Origin of the sequence: Acidovorax sp. 93, from assembly GCF_003633835.1 — a bacterium.
In the GTDB taxonomy this organism is placed as follows: domain Bacteria; phylum Pseudomonadota; class Gammaproteobacteria; order Burkholderiales; family Burkholderiaceae_C; genus Acidovorax; species Acidovorax facilis.
Map to the genome: position 1 here is coordinate 1,693,376 of NZ_RBIT01000001.1, position 18,960 is coordinate 1,712,335.

Sequence of the window (18,960 nt, forward strand, 5' to 3'; positions counted from 1 at the left end):
GTTATGAGCCTGAGCCTTTTCGACGACCCATCCCAGCCTGCCCAGCCGCCCGAGGTGCTGGAGCCCGGCGCCATGGTGCTGCGCGGCTTTGCGCTGGAGAAGGCGGCAGACCTGCTGCAAGCGGTGCAGCAGGTGACGGCACAAGCCCCCTTCCGGCACCTCATCACCCCCGGGGGCCTGCGCATGTCCGTGGCCATGACCAACTGCGGAAGACTCGGCTGGGTGAGCGACCGCAGCGGCTACCGCTACGACCTCCTCGACCCCGACAGCGGCCAGCCCTGGCCCGCCATGCCGCCGCTATTGCGCCAGCTGGCATTTGACGCGGCGCAAGCAGCGGGCTTCCCCGGCTTTGCGCCCGACGCCTGCCTCATCAACCGATATGCCCCCGGCACCCGGCTGTCGCTGCACCAGGACCGGGACGAGGGCAACTACGCGCACCCCATCGTGTCCGTGTCACTGGGCATTCCGGCGGTGTTTCTTTGGGGCGGCGCACAGCGCTCCGACAAGGCACGGCGCATTGCGCTGATGCATGGAGATGTCGTGGTGTGGGGCGGCCCGGCCCGGCTGCGGTTTCATGGGGTGTTGCCGCTACCTGAGGCCCATCACCCGATGACGGGCAGCTACCGCATCAACCTCACGTTTCGCAAGGCGCGCTGAACCCACCCCTTCACCGGGCATAGCCCGTGGCTTTGGCCAAGGTGCTCAGCATCTGCTCCGCCACAGGGCGGCCCTGGAGGCTGTCTGCAATGCTCACGCTCTTGCCGTTGCGCAGATTTACCTGCACCCGAAAGAACGTGGTGCGCTGGTGACCACTTTGCAGCGTGTAACTTTCCTGAATGGAGAGGCGGGCAATGTCGTGCGCAGGCACCTGCCGCCAGGCCAGCATCAGGCCCAACAGACGGCGTTCGGTGCGCAGGCCCTGGCGGTCCAGCTGCACGGTCAGGCTGTTGGACACTGCATAGAAGCCCCACACCAGCATGGCGCCGCCCACGCCACCAAACGCCAGCGGAAACAACACAGGCGCGCCGATGTAGCCCGCCATCACGCCCAGGCCCAGGAAGCCCCCGCCCATCACCAGCCACAGCAGGTTCTGCCGCCACAGGCGGCCGTAGGGCTGGTACAGCCGCACGCCACCTTCCACGGGCTCGATGTCGCTCACCGCGTCCAGCTCGGCCTCGCGCAGGGCTTGCATCTGCGGTTGCTTGGCGGCGTCGTGTGCGAGCCAGGTGGACTCTTCACCCGTGGCATACACGGGCACCTCAAACCGGCGCGAGAACTTCAGCGCCGGATCGGTGCTTTCCAGCAGCACCGTCCAGTGGTGCTCGTTGGTGCCTACGGCTTGTTCAGACTCGGGCAGGCCCTTGGGCACGCTCAGGCGGAACGCCACGCGGCTGCCCCGTCCCTGGGGTTGCACCTGTGCGGCACCCTCGCCCTCCCACACGATCTGCTCACGCGATTCGCTGCTGTTGTCGCCGCCTCCCGTGCGCGTCTGGTAGTGGTAGGCACAGCGCAGCGTCACGGCAAATCGCAGATCAGGCCGGTACGGCACACCGGGCAGGTCCACGGTGGCGCCCACATGCCCGCCGATGGCTCCAGGAAACGGGTCCATCACCAGCCGCACCTCGCCATGGCGCCGCGCATCCAGCGTGGCGCGCACGGCCCACACCAGCAGGCCCAGCCCCACGGCAACCATCAGCACCAGCACGCACAGCACGATGTGGTTCTCGTTGTGCCAGGCGCGGGGAATGGCAGACAACGCCGCGGGGTAGGCAATGGCGCCCCACACGATGGCAAAGCCCCAGGCGAACCACACCTCCCAGCGCTTGCTGGAGCGGATGCGGTTGTCGGCCCATGCCTTGTTGGCCAGCCAAGGCTCGTCGCCATGGGTCTGCAAGCGCTCCGCCTTGTGTGCATCGCTGCGCCGAAGGCTCCACCCCCAGATCAACATGCCCACCCCGGCGCCACCAAACAGCACCACAAAAATCATCTGAAAACCCAGCAAACCCAGGCGCAGGCTGCGGTCGGCCACCGAATCCTGCGGGCGCGACGGGTTCACCCACACCGGCACAGGCGTACCGCTGCGCTGCGCACTCTCCAAGCGCCAGGCCAGGTTCTCATGGAAGCTGCCAATGTTGTCGGCCAAGGTGTTGATGGCAGGCCGGTGGCCGTCATACGCCACGCCCGCCACTTCATAACGGTAGTGGGCCGACACGCTGTAGGTGCTGCCTGATTTGCTGCCCCGGTGCGCGTTCAGCTGGGCCGAAACCACCCGTGCGGGCACCTCATGCCAGAACTGCATGCGCGACCAGTCGTACAGAGTGGGCAGCACACCCAGCAGCAGCATGCCAATGCCCACGGCGGAAAACGGCAGCGCAAACAGCATGAGAAACCAGGAGCTGCTTCTGTTGCTTGCCGCTGCCTGATGGTTGGCGCTTTTGTTGCGCCGCCGTGCCTGGTTGGCCATACACCCTCCCTCTGCGTGCGCCCCTCGCCGAGGGCTTTTGTTCTTCCGGAACCCGGGCGGCGCTGATTCTGCGGCTTGCTGCGGCGGCGGGCCAGTACGTTTTGCAACTCCTAGGGGCCCATGTGGTTTTGCAAGGCCCGTTCTGCTGCAGTTCTGACGCAGAAATACAAACCAAAATGGCACCCAGCGCTTATCCATCAAGCGCAATTAGCTATAAAAACAGAAGCACCTTGGTAAAACATGCGTGGCCTGTCCTGTATGCGCACCACCACACCTTTGCCAGAATGGCGGCCATGACTGTCTCTGCCACACCCCGCCCCGCGCGCTACTGGCTCATGAAATCCGAGCCCGAGGAATGCTCCATCGACGACGCCCTGGCCGCGCCCAATGCCACCGTGCCCTGGACGGGCGTGCGCAACTACCAGGCCCGCAACTTCATGCGCGACGACATGCAGGTGGGCGATGGCGTTTTGTTCTACCACTCCAGTTGCCCCGAACCAGGCATTGCCGGCCTTGCGCGCGTGGCGAGCGGCACACGAACCGACCCGACGCAGTTTGACCCCGCCTCGCCGTACTACGACCCCAAATCCCCTGCCGACAAACCCCGCTGGCTGCTGCTGGATGTGCAGGCGCAGCGCAAGACACGGTTGGTGGGTTTGGCGCAGCTGCGGGAGCACCCGGATCTGGCGCAGATGCGAGTGCTGCAGCGCGGAAACCGCCTGTCGATCACCCCCGTGGAGCCCGTCGAGTGGGCAGCGATCATGGAAATGCTGGGCTGAGCCACAGGCTTGCCCTGCTTTGCCCCCGCCCTGCCCGCCCTGGGGGGCCTCCCCGCTTTACTGTGGCCGCTGAACGGCCACGGCGGCACGCGCCTGGGCGTGGAGCTTGGCCAGGAACTCCCGGTCCAGCAACAGCCACAGCATCACGGGGGCCAGTGCGGTAAAGATGAACAGGTTGAAGTGGTACAGAAACGCCACCACGTCGGCCACCCACCCGGGCAGTCCCGTCTGCACAAACACCTCAGGCCCCGCCCGGTTGAAGACATCGTTGCACCACTGCAGGGCCACGTTGAGTGCCTGGATCGGCAGCATAGCCAAGGAGCCTATGAGCAGCTTGCGCCCCCAGTGACGGGGAAACGATGCCAGCACCAGCGCCCAGAAGATCACGATGCCGTAGCCCAGCAAGCGGTAGTCCACCAAAGGCGCAAGCTTGCCCGACTTGAACTGGCCGTTTTGCACGGAGACCACCTTGAGCGTGGTGTTCAACAACGCCGTGGTCTCTTTCTGGGTGTAGCTCAGTGCCCAATGGAACAGAGTGGAAGCCGCCTCGCCCGCCATGAAGAACACGGGCTTGGACAGTTGTGGCGACAGGTAGTACCACAGCGGCATCAGGCACAGCAGGCTGGCGATGGCAACCAGCAGGAAACGTCCGACAGAACTAAGCTGCATTGGCGAGGGGGGGTTGAGGGGGTGAGGGAGGTTGCTGGCGGGCGATCCAGCGAATCCAGAGCATCCAGACCACCAGCACATCCAGCATGATGAGCGCCTGCCAGAGGTACAGGTGGGCAAACTCGAAAACGGTCATGTTCCACTTGCCCAGGTAGTACAGGCTGATGATGCGCAGCAGGTTGACGACCTGCACCGCCGCAATGCCAATGGCGATGCCGGCGAGCTTGTGTTTCCAGCTGGAAGGAAACGCGATCATGCCGGCGATAAGGATGATGGCCGCCTCCACGCCGTTGCAGCCCGCCTCGATGGACACCGCAAAACCCGTGGCCTTGCTCATCAGGATGCGGCCATGGTGCGCCACATCCGAGTCCAGCGGGGTCATCAGCGCTGCGCTGGCGGTGGCGAGCAGGCTGGTCCAGGGCTCGATGGCGACCCGTTGCACCTCATCGAGCATGTCGATGCGAAAGAGGACCGCCAAGACGGCGATGAAAATCAAGAAAAATCGGACCATACGTCGAGGAGAAGAACCTGGTGAAGCGCGCACCAACACGCCAGGAATGCGCCAGGCGGCGAGGCCGTGAGAACGTGGGCCTGTGGTTCACACAGGCGCCGCAAAGAATATCAGAAGCTACCCATAACCCACAAAGCCCAAATGGCACTCGCAAGCGGCCCTGAGAACCTGTTCAAAGGTTCGGGGCGGCGTACACCAGCACCTTGAGGGCGCGCTCGGGGTCCACATCCGCAAACACAGCCGGGTTGGCCACCCGTTCGACAAAGTGCAGTTCAGGCGCCAGCTCCTGCATCTGCTCTTGCAGGAAGCCCACGCCCAGCTCGGGCGCGTTCAGACACAGCAGTGCATGCCCGCCGGGTGCCAGCAGGTCGGGCAGGCGGCGCATCAGCCGTGCGTAGTCCTTGGTGGCCACGAAGCTGCCCTTTTGGTAGCTGGGCGGGTCCACGATGACCAGGCCATACGGCCCGCTGCGGGTGATCTTGCCCCAGCTGCTGAAGATGTCGTGCGGCAAAAACGCCGCGCCCGTGGTAATGCCGTTGAGCTGGTGGTTTTGCTGCCCGACGCCGATGGCGCCATGGCTCATGTCCACGTTGACCACGTGCCTGGCGCCCGCCTGCAGCGCCACCACCGAGAAAGCGCAGGTATAGGCAAACAGGTTGAGCACCTTCAGGCCGTAGCGGTCGGTGCTGCGGGCGGCCGCGTGGTCGCGCACCCAGCGGCGGCCCTCGGCCATGTCCAGGAACAGGCCGTGGTTTTGCCCGCGCAGCACATGCACGCGATAGCGCGCGCCAGCCTCCGTCACGATGTGCGGGTCGGGCACGGCGCCGGTCATCAGCCGTGTTTCGCTACGGCCCTCCATGCGCAGGGCCTCGCCCCGGTGCTGAAAGACCCAGCTGAGCGGCTCGCCAGCCGGTGCGATCTGCGCCCAGCGCGCCTGCAACGCGGCGCCGATGGCGGCCAGGTCTTCGTCCGTGGCGGGTGCGAAACTGGTCAGTACGAACACCGGAGGGTAGGCGTCCAGCGACCATTGCTCAGAACCCGGATGCAGCCCGCCCCGCCCGTGAAAGACGCGTTGGGCCTCAACGGGCAGGGGCATGGCGGCGATGGCGGCGAGCAAAGCTTGCATGGAGGGACGGGGGCGGGTTGGAAAAACGAGAGTATGAGAAAAAATGGCCGCTGGCGCTTGAAATATAAGCACTGTTAGCTACTGAAATAATAGCACCATCCATTATCGTGCCTGCAAGGACCAAGGCGCCGTGCCGATCCGCGCCACCATCGCCTCGCCAGGAGCATGCAGGCCATTCTCAAGGTGCGCCGTTGCCCTGCAACGACCTGGATCCTGCGTGGAAAACCGTGGTCAGAAATGCAATTACAGTCGCTGCCGGGCCATCGGTGCGGCTTGACCATCATCACAAAGGAATTCCATGTTTTCCATTCTCGGAACCATCGTTGTCGGCTTCATCGTCGGATTGCTCGCGCGCGCCTTGAAGCCGGGCAATGACAAATTGGGCTTGATCATGACCACCGTTCTCGGCATCGCCGGGTCGCTGTTGGCGCGCTATGTGGGCGTGGCCATGGGCTGGTACGGGCCCAATGCGTCCGTCGGCTGGATCGCATCGATCATCGGCGCCATCGTGCTGCTGGTGATCTACGGGCTGGTGAAGAAGAAGGCCTGATGCGCGGCGGCGCATTGCCCGGCGGCACACCGCGATAGGCATCGCAGGCCTTAACGCCTGCGCCGCCCGCATGTCCTCATCCCGCCGCCTCCTGCAGCATCAACGCCACATGCTGCAGCAGCATCACCGTCTTGCCGTCCTCGATCACGCCGCTGCCAATGCCCGCCAGGGCTTCGGCCAGTGGCATCTCGATCACTTCGATGTCCTCGCCCTCGTGGGCGAGGCCACCTCCGGTGCGGATGCGGTCCTGCGGCTCGTATTCGGCGATAAAGAAGTGGAGCTTTTCGGTGACCGAGCCGGGGCTCATGTAGGCCTCGAACACCTTGCGTGGCTGGCGCACACTGTAGCCAGTTTCTTCCTCGGCTTCGCGGCGGATGCAGGTTTCGGGGTCGTCCCCGTCCAGCAGGCCGGCGCAGGTCTCGATCAACATGCCGTCGGTACTGCCGTTGAGGAACGCCGGCAGCCGGAACTGGCGTGTGAGCACCACCGTACGACGGCGCGGGTCATACAGCAGCAGGGCCGCGCCGTTGCCGCGGTCATAGGCCTCGCGGCTCAGCGTTTGCCACTGGCCGTCGCGGCGGCGCAGGTCAAAGGTCACCTTGCGCAGCGTGTACCAATGGTCGGACAGCACCTCCACCGACTGCAGCTTGACCTGCTCGGTACTGGCGGGCACCGGTGCGGGCACGGGGCGGCTCACAGGCTTGGCTCCGTTGCGGGAATGGCTTTGGCGAAGCAGGCGTGCTGCCGCAACGGCCATTCATTCACGGGGTGCACCACGGGGGCGCCGTCGGCGCCCGATTGGTAGGGGCCAGCAATAAGCACCAAGAGCGGAGTGTTGGGGTCGGTGGGGGTGGACATGGTCTTGCAAATTTTTAATCGTGCAATATCATGCACAAACATGCAAATTCATGCAACCCTGGTTTTGATCCACGGTTGCCCCGCTTCACGCCCATGCTCACCACCCAACGCAAACAACTCATTCTGGAGCGCCTGCGGCAAGACGGCCAGATCGTGGCCAAGGCACTCAGCGAGGAACTCGGGATCTCGGAAGACACCGTGCGGCGCGACCTGCGCGAGCTGGCGGCCGAGGGCCAGCTGCAGCGCGTGCACGGTGGCGCCCTGCCCGCATCAAAGGCCGTGGGCAACCTGCAGGTGCGCGAGCACCTCGCCACCGACGACAAGCGCGCGCTGGGCCGTGCCGGCGCGGCCCTGGTGCAGCCTGGCCAGGTGGTGATCCTCGACGGCGGCACCACCTCGCTGCAGGTGGTGCAACACCTGCAGCTGGACCTGCGCGCCACGGTGGTCACGCACAGCCCGGCCGTGGCCGTGGCTTTGGCGGGGCACACCGAGATCGAGGTGCTGGTGCTGGGGGGCCGGCTCTTCCGCCACTCGATGGTGAACGTGGGTGCCAGCGTGGTCGAGGCCGCGGCCCAGCTGCGTGCAGACCTGTACCTGATGGGCGTTACCGGCGTGCACGCCGAAGCGGGCCTGACCACAGGCGATTTTGAGGAGGCCGCCGTCAAACGCGCCCTGCACCAGCGCGCGGCCGAGACGGTGGTGCTGGCGTCTGCCGACAAGCTGGGCGCCGCATCGGCGTTCACCGTGGCGCCGCTCAAGGCGCTGGCGGGCCTGATGGTGCCGGCCGCAACGCCCGCCCGGGTGCGCAATGCGTTGAAGGCTGCGGGCGCGCCGGTGCGCGTCGCGCAGGCCTGATCCGGCCCAAGGCATGTACAGCGGTGATGGTCAGTCCGCCGCCCCGCTGGGCCGCTTGCCCGGCGGGCGCACCGGCGGCGCATGCTTTGCCATCAGAGCTGCTACCCAGTCGATGAACACCCGCGCCTTGGCGCTGACATGGCGATTGGGTGGGTAGGCCACGTACAGCGGCATGGGGTCGAGCGCCCAGTCTTCCAGCAGGGGCACCAGTTCGCCGCTGCCCAGGTGCGGGCGGGCCATGTAGTGCGGAAGCCAAAGAACGCCCATGCCAGCCAGCCCGGCCGCGAGGTAGGCGTTGCCGTCGTCGACCGCCAATACATAGCGGCCCTGCACCTGAATGTCCTCGGCGCCACGCCGCATGGCGTACGGAAACGTCTTGCCCGTGCTCGACCACAGAAAGCCCACCACGCGGTGGTGCGAATCCTCCAGCTCGTGCGGGTGTACAGGCCTGCCTGCACGACTCAGGTAGCTGGGCGCTGCGTACACGCCCAGCTGCAGGTCGCCCACATGCCGCGCAATCAACGACTGGTCCTGAATCTCACCCCCGCGCACCACGCAATCGACGTTGTCGCCGATCAGATCCACCATGCGGTCGCTGACGCCCATGTCGAGCTGGATGTCGGGGTACTCGGCATGAAACTCCGGCAGGGCCGGCACCAGGATCAGCCGGGCCAGCGGGCTGGGCACATCCACCCGCAAGCGGCCCCGGGGCGCGGCGGACGCGCTCGACAGGCTGGTCTCGGCATCGTCCATGTCGGCCAAGAGGCGCACGGCGCGCTCGTAGTACACGGCCCCATCGGCGGTGACCTGCACCCGCCGTGTCGTGCGGTGCAGCAGCTTGACGCGCAGCCGCGCCTCCAGTTGCTGCACCAGCTGCGTCACCGTGGTCTTGCTCACGTGCATGGTGTCGGCCGCCTTGGTGAAGCTGCCCGATTCGACCACCCGCACAAACGCCTGCATTGCATCGAACCGGTCCATGGCGCTCCTGCCTCGTCAAAGATTGTTTGGAGTTTACAAACAGTGATGGACAGGCTTGGCCGTTTATCTGCCGGGGGCACGCCGATAAATTCCTTTCAACAACAACCAAGGCCCCTGCGGCCTACCGAAAGGAAAACACTCCCATGGCATCGACGCACACATCCCCTCGCGACGTGGTTTTTCCACCCGGGCGCCAAGCGCTCTACGAAAAGAACCGCTACTCGCCCGCCATCCGCTCCAACGGTTTCCTCTTCGTCTCGGGCCAGGTGGGCAGCCGGCCCGACGGCTCGCCGGAGCCCGACTACCAAGCCCAGGTGCGGCTGGCGTTCGACAACCTCAACGCCATCCTGCAGGCCGCCGGCTGCACGTTTGACGACGTGATCGATGCGACGGTGTTCATGGTGGACCCAGAAAAGCACTTCGAGGCAGCCTGGGGAGTGATCGGCGAATACTGGGGCAACGCACCGCACCCCACGCTCACGGGCATTGGGGTGACCTGGCTCTATGGCTTTCAGTTTGAGATCAAGGTGATTGCGAAGCTGCCGGAGGGGGTGAGACGCTGAAATGTGGCGGCACGCGCGTTGCTCCATCACCACCATCGACGCTGTCGTCACTTGGCAGGCGCCCGCGTGCTGGGCATGCCGTGGACCCAGGCGCGCAGACGCCAACTGCTGGCCAGCCGCGTCGATACCACCGTGGCAGTCGTCCAACTGATGCGGCGCCTGCACAAGGCCCCGCGCGTGCTGGTCAGCGCATCGGCCGTAGGCTTCTACGGTGCATCGCCCAACGCGTCGATGGAGCCCTTGGACGAAACCGCCCCGCCCCGCCCGGGCGAGTTCCAGTCCGACTTGTGCGCCGCCATTGAGCATGAGGCCCGGCGCGCCGAAGCCCTGGGCGTGCGGGTGGTGCGCATGCGGTTTGGCGTGGTGCTGGGGCGCGGTGGGGGCGCGTATCCGATGCAGGCACTGAGCGCCCGGCTGGGCCTGGGCGCTGTGCTGGGCCATGGTCGTCAGCGTGCACCGTGGATTCACTTGGCTGACGCGGTGGGGTTGGTGCGGTTTGCGATGGCGCACCAAACCCTGCAAGGCCCCGTCAATGCCGTGGCGCCTGAGGCGGTGACGCAGGCCTCGTTTGCGCGGGCGCTGGCTGCAGCGTTTGGTCGGCGTGTCTGGCTGCGCAGGCCGGGGTTGCCGTTGCGGGCCCTGCTGGGAGCACTGTCTACTCTGCTGCTGGACGGGCAGAACGCGGTGCCGAGTACAGCGCGGGTCAGGGATACCGTTTTGTGCACCCGCGGCTGAGTGGTGCGCTGGCAGACCTTGCGATAGCTGATGCTAGCGGGAACGGATTTGGCTCACACAGAATATTAATAAAAATAGGTCTTAGCGCTTATTGGTAAAGCGCTAGCAGCTATAAATACAGTAGCAATTACGAGTCGCTATGTCAGCTGTGCAGCGGTTGCTGTCATCAACGCTGCGTCGTTGAACGCGTACTATCGGCCATAACCGGCCGTTCGCCAGTCCGTCAGAATCCTCCGTGAGCCCTCATTCAAGAAGCTATGAACCGCTGGACTCCAATTTCTCGTGACGAGCTGGAGGGACTATTGGCCGATCAGCTCGCCAAGTGTTTGCAAGAACACGCCGAACAGTTTGCCCGCTTGCGCGTCCCATTTCGCACCGCATCGGTCATGCGTGGAGGTGTGAACGAATCGGTATTTATCGTGGCACAGCTTGGGCAAGTAGCCATCTACTACGAAGACGTTGAAGAAGGGTTCAACGTTTCAGAGGTCGCATCCGACGGCTCCCTCATCACCCCCGGGTTCGAGCAGTGGACTATCACCGATGCAATTCAACACCTTCTCGCCCTCCCTCACGATCGCGTTCGGAGTGAGCCTGCTACTGCCCGTCGTTGAAAGGCAAAGCTCGGCCACAAGCAGCCAGTGGTGTTTCCGAAATCTGATGTGTAACCTGCGCTTTGAAGGGGCTAGCCCTCACTGAGCACCTCAAGTATTTCAGCGTTGGCCACAAGGTTTTTACCTTCTTGGACACGCCACTGGCGCCCGACCTGCAGCAGTTCAGCAAGACCAGGTCCGTTAAGAAACCAAACCTCCAAATTTCGGGTCTCTCCAGGGTGAACGACTTCGCCCTCTGGGACCTGAACTTGCCCGATGTAGAACTGCCGGTCATCTGGGCCACCGAAGTTGTGATTCGGTCTGTACACCCCCCAACAAGGCCCACTGCGACCACCTTCTTCGGCCGAAAGAAAAGACAGTCGCGCCAGCACTCTGGGCGACGGCCCATCCTCCAGCAGATCTAAAAACGCAAATAGTTCCATGCGAAGCTGACGGTTAAATTCATGTAGTAGGCCCCATCAGATTACCGCTTTGCGTGCATGAGCTGAAGGACAGCTCAGGGCCCGAAGCGAAACTTAAGTCGTTTCCGAAGCGGCCACCGACTCCTCAGGCCTCTTGGGAAGCCCCCGCAGTTCACGGAAGCGCTGCGAGGTACTGGGTGGCCCTTTGCTCAGAAAAGTGGTCGATGACGACCTGTGCGACCACCAGCAGAAGCAATCCAGTCACGACGCCGTGCACCCAGCCTCGGCTTGTAAGCAGCAGGCCCAACACACTCAAGGCCGCTAGCACTGCCGCGCTGTAGCGGTAATACCTATACTTTGATACCACAACCTCTATGCGTGCTCGCTCTTTGGCTAACACCTGGCTCTGTTGAGGTTTGCCGATACTCAAGGCCAGTTCTTCGACCAAGCCCTTGTCCCGTACGAGCAGCGATGCTGCCGTTCCACACAGCAGCATCGCAGTTGCTAAGACGGTGACGCCAAACCCTAAGGCAAAACCGGAGCGCGTCCCAACCCAGAGCCAAACGGCAATGCAGGTCAACGCAGCTGAGCCCGCGAAGATGAGCATCATTTCGTTGTACTCGCCTTTGAAATATTCACGAATCAGAGCCTGCAGCGGTGCATAGGTTTCGGTGGAGGTCATAGGAACTCACTTAGTTGCCCGCGTGACACGCAGCAGCGTGTGCAGCGCGCCAATCGGAAGGGGTTTGCGCCTCCCATTGTCGAAAGGCGCGGAAGAAAGAATTCTGGTCTTCGTAGCCCAGCAAATAGGCTACTTCGATGAGTGTGAGCGAGTTGTCGGCCAAATGCCGCAGAGCCATCTGATGTCGGGTCTGAGTCACCAGGGCTTGGAAGCTGACACCTTCATCAGTCAGGCGGCGCTGCAAAGAACGCTCGCTCATGGCAAGTTCAGCGGCCACGGAGCGAATGTCCGGGCGACCGGCAGTCAAACGACGCCGCAAAACCCACTTTGTCTGCTCGGTCAAGGACTCGGACGCGTCATGATGTTCAAGACGTCTGTCCAATTCCGGAGCGAGAACATCGAGCAGGTCCTTGTTGTACGTGGCAAACAGCTTGTCTAGGTCTTCTCGACGCAACGCGATGCGGTCGACCGTCGCATCGAACTTGATGTCGCACCCGAAGTATTTCTCAAGTGCCAACCTTGCTTCAGCCGAACGTGCAAGCTCTAGCGACAGAGGTATCAGGCGCTCGCCTGTTCCTCTGCGTCCCAACTCCACGAACGACACCATGGTCGCGTCGACTAAAGCGCGAGGAACTCTATCTGAACCACCATGTGGCCAACTGATGCTAAGCGCGCTGTGGTTGGCAAAATCTTGGACCGTAACTTCCTCGGGTGCGCACAGTCGCTTAAAACGAGCGACCCGATTCAAAGCGTCCCGGAAAGTTCGAGCGTGCTGGGCTGCTACAAAAGGGAGAGGCATCACGGCCCCGTCCAAACCCGTTGCGATGCGAAGGCCGATGGCCGGGTCTTGGCTAACTTTTTCGATGGCACGCCACAAGGCGAAGAATTGCGCTGTAGTAATCGGCGCATCGTCCTTCAGCACACTCAGAGGCAAGTTTGCGCATCGAATGACCTCTGCGCGGTCGACCGAGGCCCGCTTGAGGCCCTCCCACAAAGTGGATGGGACCTTTAATTTGTCTGGAGCGGTGCTGCTCATGTTCTTCACTTTGCTTGGAAGCCGCCATCCACGTTGAGGATGTGACCGGTGACGAAGCTGGCTTCTTCCGACAGCAGCCAGCAGATGGCGTTGGCGACTTCTTCGGGGCGGCCCAGGCGATTCATGGGGTGCATCGCCGAGATGCTTGTTTCGTTGTAGTTGGGGTCACCTCCGCCGAGCTGGACGGCGATGATGTCAGTCTTGATGGCGCCAGGAGCCACACCGTTGATTCGGATGCCTTGAGTCGCGTGATCCAGAGCAGACGACTTGGTCAGGCCCACCACTGCGTGCTTGGTCGAAGCGTACGGAGCACTCCAGGCGATGCCATTCAGGCCGGCGATGGACGCCAAGTTGACGATAGCGCCGCCACCTTGTTTGACCATCTGAACGAGTTCGTGTTTCATGCTGAAGTACACGCCCATGATGTTGGTCTCGACCATCTCACGGTAGTTGTCGCTGCTCGACTGCACAAGAGTGCCAGTCTCGTTGGACACGCCCGCGTTATTGACCGCCATGTCTAAGCGACCGAACTCAGCCACGATGCTGTCAATCATCGTCTTGACTGCGGCTTCATCGGCTATATCGTTTTGAACAAAGCGAACTTGTGCACCGTCCCGGGCCGCAACGGAAACCTCGGCGACGGCGGCTTGCCCGACTTCCGCACGACGGCCGCTCATGACGACAGTGACGCCTTTGGCGACAAGCTTGAGGGCAACGGCCTTGCCGATGCCGGTGGCGCCGCCAGTAATCAGGGCTACTTGATTGGACATTTCAGACTCCTTTTGATAGGCCGAGAGAAGTTCTCGGGATGTAAGAAGTCTAGGAGTTCAGCGGCGCCAAATATATGCCAATCACGCCATAAGACATGCCGCACGCGCCAATCAGGGTTTGACTACTCGGTCGAGGGGAAGACCGAATTTTCCAGCCAAACAGTAGTTCCGAATGCCTGGTTTTGGCTGAATTAGACAGCGTCAACGACTGACCGGTAGTGGCCGATAGTACCCATCCGCGCCGACGAAGCGAGCGTCCGCAACCAGCCTTGTGCGGTCAATGAGCCAGCTCAGCATAGGTTTCCCAATACAGAGCAAGCCTTCGCGCGCCTGTTAGCCTGCCGCCAACGCGGTGCAGCATTGCCCCTACGGCAAATTCTCCCGAAATATCACCTGGCTCCGCGTAGTCTCCACCCCACTCGTCGGCTCCCGTCCATCCCGCAGGTTGGCAAAAATCCGCACGCAGTTCATCACCGCACCTTGCGGGTTTTGGGTGATCACCGCATCCATCGTCCCGTCGATCAACAGCGCCCGCGTATCCGGCGTGAGCCCGTGGCCGATGAACACTATCTTGCGGTCTGCGCCCGCCTCTTTCAGCGCACGGCCGATGCCTTCGGCCCCGCCGCCGATGTTGTAGATGCCTGCCAGGTCGTCGTGCTGCTCCAGCAGCGCGCGGGCCTGGCGGTAGTTGCGTTCGGCGTCGTCCTGGCCTTCGCGCACGCCCACCACCTGTACCAGGGGGAACTGTTCTTCAAACAGGTGCAGAAAGCCCGCCTCGCGCTCCTCGTGGGCGCGGTAGCGCAGCGATCCAACAATCATCGCCACATGCGCCTTGCGGCTGTGGGCCAGCGGGCCCATGAAGCGGGCGATCAGGTAGGCGGCGGTGCGGCCCGCGGCGCGGTTGTCCAGGCCCACGTAGGCCACGCGGCGCGAGTTAGACAGGTCTGAGATCAGCGTAACGGTGGGCACGCCCTGCTCTGCCAGCTGGGCCACGGCCTCGCGCACCACGGGGTGCTCCAGCGCCATGAAGGCGATGCCGTCGCAGCGCTTGCCGTAGTGCAGCAGCGCTTTGGCCAGCGCGTCGGGGTTAAAGCTCTCGATGTACGCCGCCTGGCAGCGCACGTTGAACGGCGCCCAGTGGTCTTGCGCGTAGCCGATCACGTCGCCCAGCATTTGCAGGAAGCGGTTGCTGCCCTCGGGGATCAGCACCATCAGGCGCAGGGGCTGCGGCTGCAGCGCTGCGTGCAGCTCGGCCTGCGGCAGGTAGCCCAGGGTGGCAGCGGCCTGCAGCACCCGCTGCGCGGTGGCGTTGCGCACGCCCGATCGCTGGTTCAGCACCCTGTCGACTGTGGCGGTGGAGACGCCGGACAGCTGGGCGATGTCGGGGATGCGCGGGCTGCGGGGACTGCTGGGGTTGCTGGGATTGGGCGGGGTTTGGGCCATGTGCGATTCAATCAAAAACCATCATCCAGCTTGCTGGTATTTGATGGATTCTGCGGATACTATCACTCGGCGTTCGATGCTGAAAGGCATCAGAATCCATCAGTACAAACCCTAGGTTGTGACGGCTGGCACGCTTGCCAGGCCGATCACGCAGGAGACAAAGACATGTCTGGTATTTCCGCTCACGCTCGCCTGCGCCCACAGGGCAAGCCGCCAGCTTTTGGCCGCCGCGCCAGCACTCGCTGATTGACGCGCACGGCTGCCCCACCCATGACGTACGAGTTCGACTTTGCCAGCGTGCTGGCCAACTGGCCCCAGTTTCTGGAAGGGGCTTGGATGACCATCCTCCTGTCCTTCCCGGCCACCGTGATTGGTTTTGTGGGCGGCACGCTGCTGGCCATTGGCCGGCGCAGCGACCAGCGCTGGCTGGTGCGCGCCTGCGGTGCCTATGTGGAGGTGCTGCGCAACACGCCGCTGCTGGTGCAGGTGTTTCTGGTGTTCTTTGGCCTGGCCAGCCTGGGCTTCAAGGTGTCGGCGTTTGCTGCTGCGCTGCTGACGCTGGTGATCAACGTGGCGGCCTACACCTGCGAAATCATGCGGGCGGGCATGGATTCGATCCACAAGGGCCAGATCGAAGCGGCCGAGTGCCTGGGCCTGACACGCCGGCAGGTGTACTGGCACGTGGTGCTGCGCCCGGCGATGGAGAAGGTGTACCCCGCGCTCACCAGCCAGTTCGTGCTGCTGATGCTGGCCTCGTCCATCACTTCGCAGATCTCGGTGGAGGAACTCACGGCCGTGGCGGCGCGGGTGCAGTCTGAAACCTTCCGCCCGTTTGAGGCTTACATCCTGGTGGCGGTGGCGTACCTGGCGCTGTCGCTGCTGATGCGGCTGGGGCTGTGGGTGTTCGGGCAGATCGTGTTCACGCGCCAACGCAAACTGGGGAGCGCCAAATGATTGACGGTGGATTGAATTCGTACCACCTACAGTACCTGCTGTTTGGCGCGCTGTGGACCATCGGCCTGTCGCTGATTGCGTTTGTGGGCGGTGGCCTGGCCGGGGGCGTGATTGCGCTGTGCCGCGTCAGCCCCATCAAAGCCGTGCGCTGGGCGACGATTGCGTGGATTCAGATCATCCAGGGCACGCCGCTGCTGGTGGTGCTGTTCCTGTGCTACTTCGGCCTGTCCATCGCTGGGCTGGAGCTGCCCGCCATCGTGGCGGCCAGCATTGCGATGATTGTTTACGTCAGTGCCTACCTGGGCGAGATCTGGCGCGGGTGTATCGAGTCGGTGCCGCGCACGCAGTGGGAGGCGGCCGAGTGCCTGGCGCTGTCGCGCACGCAGCGCATGCGGCTGGTGGTGCTGCCGCAGGCAGTGCGCATTGCCACGCCGCCCACGGTGGGGTTCATGGTGCAGATCGTCAAGAACACGTCGCTGGCGTCCATCGTGGGGTTTATCGAGCTGGTGCGTGCCGGGCAGCTCATCAACAACTCGATCTTTCAGCCTTTCACCGTGTACCTGCTGATCGCGATCGTCTACTTTGCGATGTGCTACCCGCTGTCGGTGTGGAGCCGCAAGCTGGAGCAGCGCCAGCAGTTTGGAAACACCCGTGGCACAGCCACCCCCTCTGTGACCACCGCATGAAACGAGAAGACACCATGAACCTCGCCCGAGACGCTGCCGCGCAACCCTCCCAGCCAGCGGCCTCGCCTGCGCAACCCGTCGTTGAACTAAAGGACGTGCACAAAAGCTTTGGCAGCAACCAGGTGCTCAAGGGCGTGTCGTTTGCCATTCCCCGGGGCCAGGTGGTGGCCATCATCGGCAAGAGCGGCTCGGGCAAGAGCACGGCGCTGCGCTGCATTGACCGGCTGGAGATCATCGACAGCGGCACCATCAATGTCTGCGGCCACGCGGTGCATGACCCGGCCATCGACCTGCGCCAGTTGCGCCAGGACGTGGGCATCGTGTTCCAGAGCTACAACCTGTTCCCGCACCTGACGGTGGAGCAGAACATCACGCTGGCCCCCAAGGCCGTGAAGAACATGCCCGCAGCCAAGGCGCGCGAGATTGCCGCCCGCACGCTGCAGCAGGTGGGCCTGGCGGACAAGGCGCAGGCTTACCCCGAGCAGCTGTCAGGCGGGCAGCAGCAGCGCGTGGCGATTGCCCGGTCGCTGGCGATGGAGCCGCAGGTGATGCTGTTCGACGAGGTGACGTCTGCCCTGGACCCGCAGCTCACGGGCGAGGTACTGCGCGTGATCGAAGCCCTGGCCCAGGGCGGCATGACCATGGTGCTGGTCACGCACGAGATGGAGTTTGCCGCCCGTGTGGCCGACACCATCATCTACATGCACGAAGGCAAGGTGTGGGAGACGGGCCCGGGCGACATGCTCAAGAACCCGCAGACCGCCGAGCTGCGCGACTTTCTTTCTCACGGGCTTTGACTGAAGCCCTGACCTTTTCGATTTCGTATCCAAAAACCACCAGGAGACAACCACCATGACCGTATCCCTCATCTTCCGCCGCACCTTGCTGGCCGTGGGCGCCGCCGCCCTGTGCGTACCCGCCATGGCCGAGCTGGCCGACATCAAGTCCGCCGGCAAGCTGCGCGTGGGCATTGACTTTGGCGCGCCGTTCTACGGGTTTGTGGACGACAAGATGAAGCCCGTGGGCTCCGACGTGGAAGCGGCCGAGCTGCTGGCCAAGGACCTGGGCCTGACGCTGGAGATCGTGAACACGACCAACTCCGCGCGCATTCCCAACCTGCTGTCCAACAAGGTGGACCTGATCATCTCGTCGCTGTCGATCACGCCCGAGCGCCAGAAGGCGGTGGACTTCTCCATCCCCTACGGCGCCATCCAGGCGGCAGTGGGCGCGCCCAAGAGTTTGAAGCTCACCAGCATCGAAGACTTGGCCGGCAAGACCGTGGCCGTGACGCGCGGTGGCCCGCAAGACAAGATCGTGACCGAGCGCGCGCCGCAGGCCAAGGTGGTGCGGTTTGACGATGAATCCGCGTCCATCACAGCCGCCGCCACGGGCCAGGCCGACATCGTGGCCATCACGCCGCCGATCATCGCGGCCATCGCCAAGAAGAACCCGGCGCGCGATTTCGAGACCAAGTTCATCCTGCAGTCGTACCAGCTGGGTGTGGCCATGCGCAAAGGCCAGCCCGAGCTGATGGCCGCCGTGAACGGCTGGATCAAGACCAACCTAGCCAACGGCAAGCTCAACGACATCCACGTGAAGTACGCGGGCGTGCCGATCCCCAAAGAAATCATCGACGGCGCGAAGTAAGCCAACAAGCAAGCCAAGCCTGCAACCTGGGCGGCGCCTGTGGGCCCCGCCCGGCTGCGCCCTGCCCTGACGCATCACCACCAAAGGAAATTTTTATGAGCCGTCATTTCGGCGCCATCCGCCAACTTGGCTATGTCGTCCACGACATCGAAGCCGCCATGGACTACTGGAGCAAGACCCTGGGCGTGGGCCCTTGGTTCTACAACCCCAAGGTCCCGATCAAGAACTACGTTTACAAGGGTGAGCGCTACGAGCCGCACAACTCGGTGGCGCTGGCCAACTCGGGCTATGTGCAGGTCGAGCTGATCCAGACACGCAACGATGTGCCGTCGATGTACCGCGACTTTCTGCAGGCCGGGCGCACCGGGCTGCAGCACGTGGCGTACTGGACGAGCGACTACGACGCCGACCTGGCGCGGCTGACGGCCCAGGGCTTCAAGACGGTGATGAGCGGCGAAGTGGGCGAAAAGGGCCGCTTTGTCTACTTCGACACCGAGTACCACCCGGGCACGGTGATCGAGCTGTCGGAAGTGGCAGGCCCCAAGGGCCGCATGTTCGACCTGATCCGTGCGGAGTCGGAAACGTGGGACGGGACGACGGACCCGGTGCGGCCGTTCCCGGATCTCTCCAAGATCTGATGAA

The 18,960-nt window shown here is 63.5% G+C and carries 23 protein-coding genes; 12 read left to right on the plus strand and 11 right to left on the minus strand.

The annotated features are described in order from the left end of the window. Window positions 1-3 precede the first annotated feature (3 nt). Window positions 4-657, plus strand: coding sequence for a DNA oxidative demethylase AlkB (alkB, locus tag C8C93_RS07655; RefSeq protein WP_121506453.1), 654 nt, complete (start codon window positions 4-6; stop codon window positions 655-657). 10 nt (window positions 658-667) lie between these two features. Here the strand turns inward: alkB and C8C93_RS07660 are convergent, their stop codons facing one another. After that, window positions 668-2,383: a DUF3592 domain-containing protein gene (locus tag C8C93_RS07660; protein WP_233559263.1), complete on the minus strand. Its 1,716-nt coding sequence runs from the start codon at window positions 2,381-2,383 to the stop codon at window positions 668-670. 374 nt (window positions 2,384-2,757) lie between these two features. Between C8C93_RS07660 and C8C93_RS07665 the strand changes: the two genes are divergently transcribed. Next, on the plus strand, window positions 2,758-3,243 hold the full coding sequence (locus C8C93_RS07665) for an EVE domain-containing protein (RefSeq protein ID WP_121508694.1): 486 nt from the start codon (window positions 2,758-2,760) through the stop codon (window positions 3,241-3,243). 57 nt (window positions 3,244-3,300) lie between these two features. Here the strand turns inward: C8C93_RS07665 and C8C93_RS07670 are convergent, their stop codons facing one another. From C8C93_RS07670 to C8C93_RS07680, 3 genes are all read right to left on the minus strand, one after another. Further along, window positions 3,301-3,912: an exosortase H-associated membrane protein gene (locus tag C8C93_RS07670; RefSeq protein WP_055394618.1), complete on the minus strand. Its 612-nt coding sequence runs from the start codon at window positions 3,910-3,912 to the stop codon at window positions 3,301-3,303. Next, complete coding sequence (gene xrtH, locus C8C93_RS07675; protein WP_121506455.1) at window positions 3,902-4,423, minus strand: exosortase H; 522 nt, start codon at window positions 4,421-4,423, stop codon at window positions 3,902-3,904. The genes C8C93_RS07670 and xrtH overlap by 11 nt, the downstream gene beginning before the upstream one ends. Window positions 4,424-4,595: 172 nt before the next feature. Continuing rightward, entirely contained in the window at window positions 4,596-5,549 is a 954-nt protein-coding gene (locus tag C8C93_RS07680; RefSeq protein WP_121506456.1) for a class I SAM-dependent methyltransferase, read from the minus strand. Window positions 5,550-5,847: 298 nt separating this feature from the next. Between C8C93_RS07680 and C8C93_RS07685 the strand changes: the two genes are divergently transcribed. Continuing rightward, on the plus strand, window positions 5,848-6,099 hold the full coding sequence (locus C8C93_RS07685) for a GlsB/YeaQ/YmgE family stress response membrane protein (protein ID WP_055394624.1): 252 nt from the start codon (window positions 5,848-5,850) through the stop codon (window positions 6,097-6,099). A 76-nt stretch (window positions 6,100-6,175) separates the two neighbouring features. On the opposite strand, the gene nudK is transcribed toward C8C93_RS07685, so the two are convergent. Both nudK and C8C93_RS25225 read right to left on the minus strand, forming a co-directional pair. Then, window positions 6,176-6,772, minus strand: a complete 597-nt coding sequence (nudK, locus tag C8C93_RS07690) for a GDP-mannose pyrophosphatase NudK (RefSeq protein ID WP_233559584.1) — start codon at window positions 6,770-6,772, stop codon at window positions 6,176-6,178. Between the two features lie 20 nt (window positions 6,773-6,792). Next, a complete protein-coding gene (locus C8C93_RS25225) occupies window positions 6,793-6,957 on the minus strand; it encodes a hypothetical protein (protein ID WP_199727135.1) in 165 nt (54 codons plus the stop codon). A gap of 93 nt (window positions 6,958-7,050) precedes the next feature. On the opposite strand from C8C93_RS25225, the gene C8C93_RS07695 reads away from it, so the two are divergent. After that, window positions 7,051-7,812 (plus strand): DeoR/GlpR family DNA-binding transcription regulator, encoded by a 762-nt coding sequence (locus C8C93_RS07695; RefSeq protein WP_121508695.1) that lies wholly within the window; start codon window positions 7,051-7,053, stop codon window positions 7,810-7,812. Between the two features lie 30 nt (window positions 7,813-7,842). Here C8C93_RS07695 and C8C93_RS07700 read toward each other — a convergent pair whose 3' ends face one another. Further along, window positions 7,843-8,790, minus strand: a complete 948-nt coding sequence (locus tag C8C93_RS07700; RefSeq protein ID WP_121506458.1) for a LysR family transcriptional regulator — start codon at window positions 8,788-8,790, stop codon at window positions 7,843-7,845. 143 nt (window positions 8,791-8,933) lie between these two features. On the opposite strand from C8C93_RS07700, the gene C8C93_RS07705 reads away from it, so the two are divergent. From C8C93_RS07705 to C8C93_RS07715, 3 genes are all read left to right on the plus strand, one after another. Then, window positions 8,934-9,353, plus strand: coding sequence for a RidA family protein (locus C8C93_RS07705; protein WP_121506459.1), 420 nt, complete (start codon window positions 8,934-8,936; stop codon window positions 9,351-9,353). Window positions 9,354-9,404: 51 nt separating this feature from the next. Beyond that, window positions 9,405-10,088, plus strand: coding sequence for an NAD-dependent epimerase/dehydratase family protein (locus tag C8C93_RS07710; RefSeq protein ID WP_233559265.1), 684 nt, complete (start codon window positions 9,405-9,407; stop codon window positions 10,086-10,088). A 257-nt stretch (window positions 10,089-10,345) separates the two neighbouring features. Continuing rightward, window positions 10,346-10,699, plus strand: a complete 354-nt coding sequence (locus C8C93_RS07715) for a hypothetical protein (protein WP_056061850.1) — start codon at window positions 10,346-10,348, stop codon at window positions 10,697-10,699. A 573-nt stretch (window positions 10,700-11,272) separates the two neighbouring features. Here the strand turns inward: C8C93_RS07715 and C8C93_RS07725 are convergent. The 4 genes from C8C93_RS07725 to C8C93_RS07740 form a co-directional block, all read right to left on the minus strand. Next, entirely contained in the window at window positions 11,273-11,782 is a 510-nt protein-coding gene (locus C8C93_RS07725; RefSeq protein ID WP_121506460.1) for a hypothetical protein, read from the minus strand. A gap of 10 nt (window positions 11,783-11,792) precedes the next feature. Further along, window positions 11,793-12,818 (minus strand): AraC family transcriptional regulator, encoded by a 1,026-nt coding sequence (locus C8C93_RS07730; protein ID WP_147433740.1) that lies wholly within the window; start codon window positions 12,816-12,818, stop codon window positions 11,793-11,795. Window positions 12,819-12,823: 5 nt separating this feature from the next. Beyond that, on the minus strand, window positions 12,824-13,588 hold the full coding sequence (locus tag C8C93_RS07735) for a glucose 1-dehydrogenase (protein ID WP_121506462.1): 765 nt from the start codon (window positions 13,586-13,588) through the stop codon (window positions 12,824-12,826). Between the two features lie 366 nt (window positions 13,589-13,954). Then, the gene (locus C8C93_RS07740; RefSeq protein WP_121508696.1) at window positions 13,955-15,031 is read right to left on the minus strand and encodes a LacI family DNA-binding transcriptional regulator; all 1,077 of its coding nucleotides are present in this window, start codon (window positions 15,029-15,031) and stop codon (window positions 13,955-13,957) included. Between the two features lie 270 nt (window positions 15,032-15,301). Between C8C93_RS07740 and C8C93_RS07745 the strand changes: the two genes are divergently transcribed. The 5 genes from C8C93_RS07745 (at window position 15,302) to C8C93_RS07765 (ending at window position 18,956) form a co-directional block, all read left to right on the plus strand. Further along, a complete protein-coding gene (locus C8C93_RS07745; protein ID WP_121506463.1) occupies window positions 15,302-15,985 on the plus strand; it encodes an amino acid ABC transporter permease in 684 nt (227 codons plus the stop codon). Then, window positions 15,982-16,671 carry an amino acid ABC transporter permease gene (locus C8C93_RS07750; protein ID WP_121506464.1) on the plus strand — a complete coding sequence of 230 codons (690 nt, stop codon included), beginning with the start codon at window positions 15,982-15,984 and terminating at the stop codon, window positions 16,669-16,671. Before C8C93_RS07745 ends, C8C93_RS07750 begins: the two co-directional genes overlap by 4 nt. A 14-nt stretch (window positions 16,672-16,685) precedes the next feature. Beyond that, window positions 16,686-17,468, plus strand: a complete 783-nt coding sequence (locus C8C93_RS07755) for an amino acid ABC transporter ATP-binding protein (RefSeq protein ID WP_121506465.1) — start codon at window positions 16,686-16,688, stop codon at window positions 17,466-17,468. 55 nt (window positions 17,469-17,523) lie between these two features. Then, window positions 17,524-18,318, plus strand: a complete 795-nt coding sequence (locus C8C93_RS07760) for a transporter substrate-binding domain-containing protein (protein ID WP_121506466.1) — start codon at window positions 17,524-17,526, stop codon at window positions 18,316-18,318. 95 nt (window positions 18,319-18,413) lie between these two features. Then, on the plus strand, window positions 18,414-18,956 hold the full coding sequence (locus C8C93_RS07765) for a VOC family protein (protein ID WP_121420116.1): 543 nt from the start codon (window positions 18,414-18,416) through the stop codon (window positions 18,954-18,956). The last annotated feature ends 4 nt before the right edge of the window (window positions 18,957-18,960 follow it).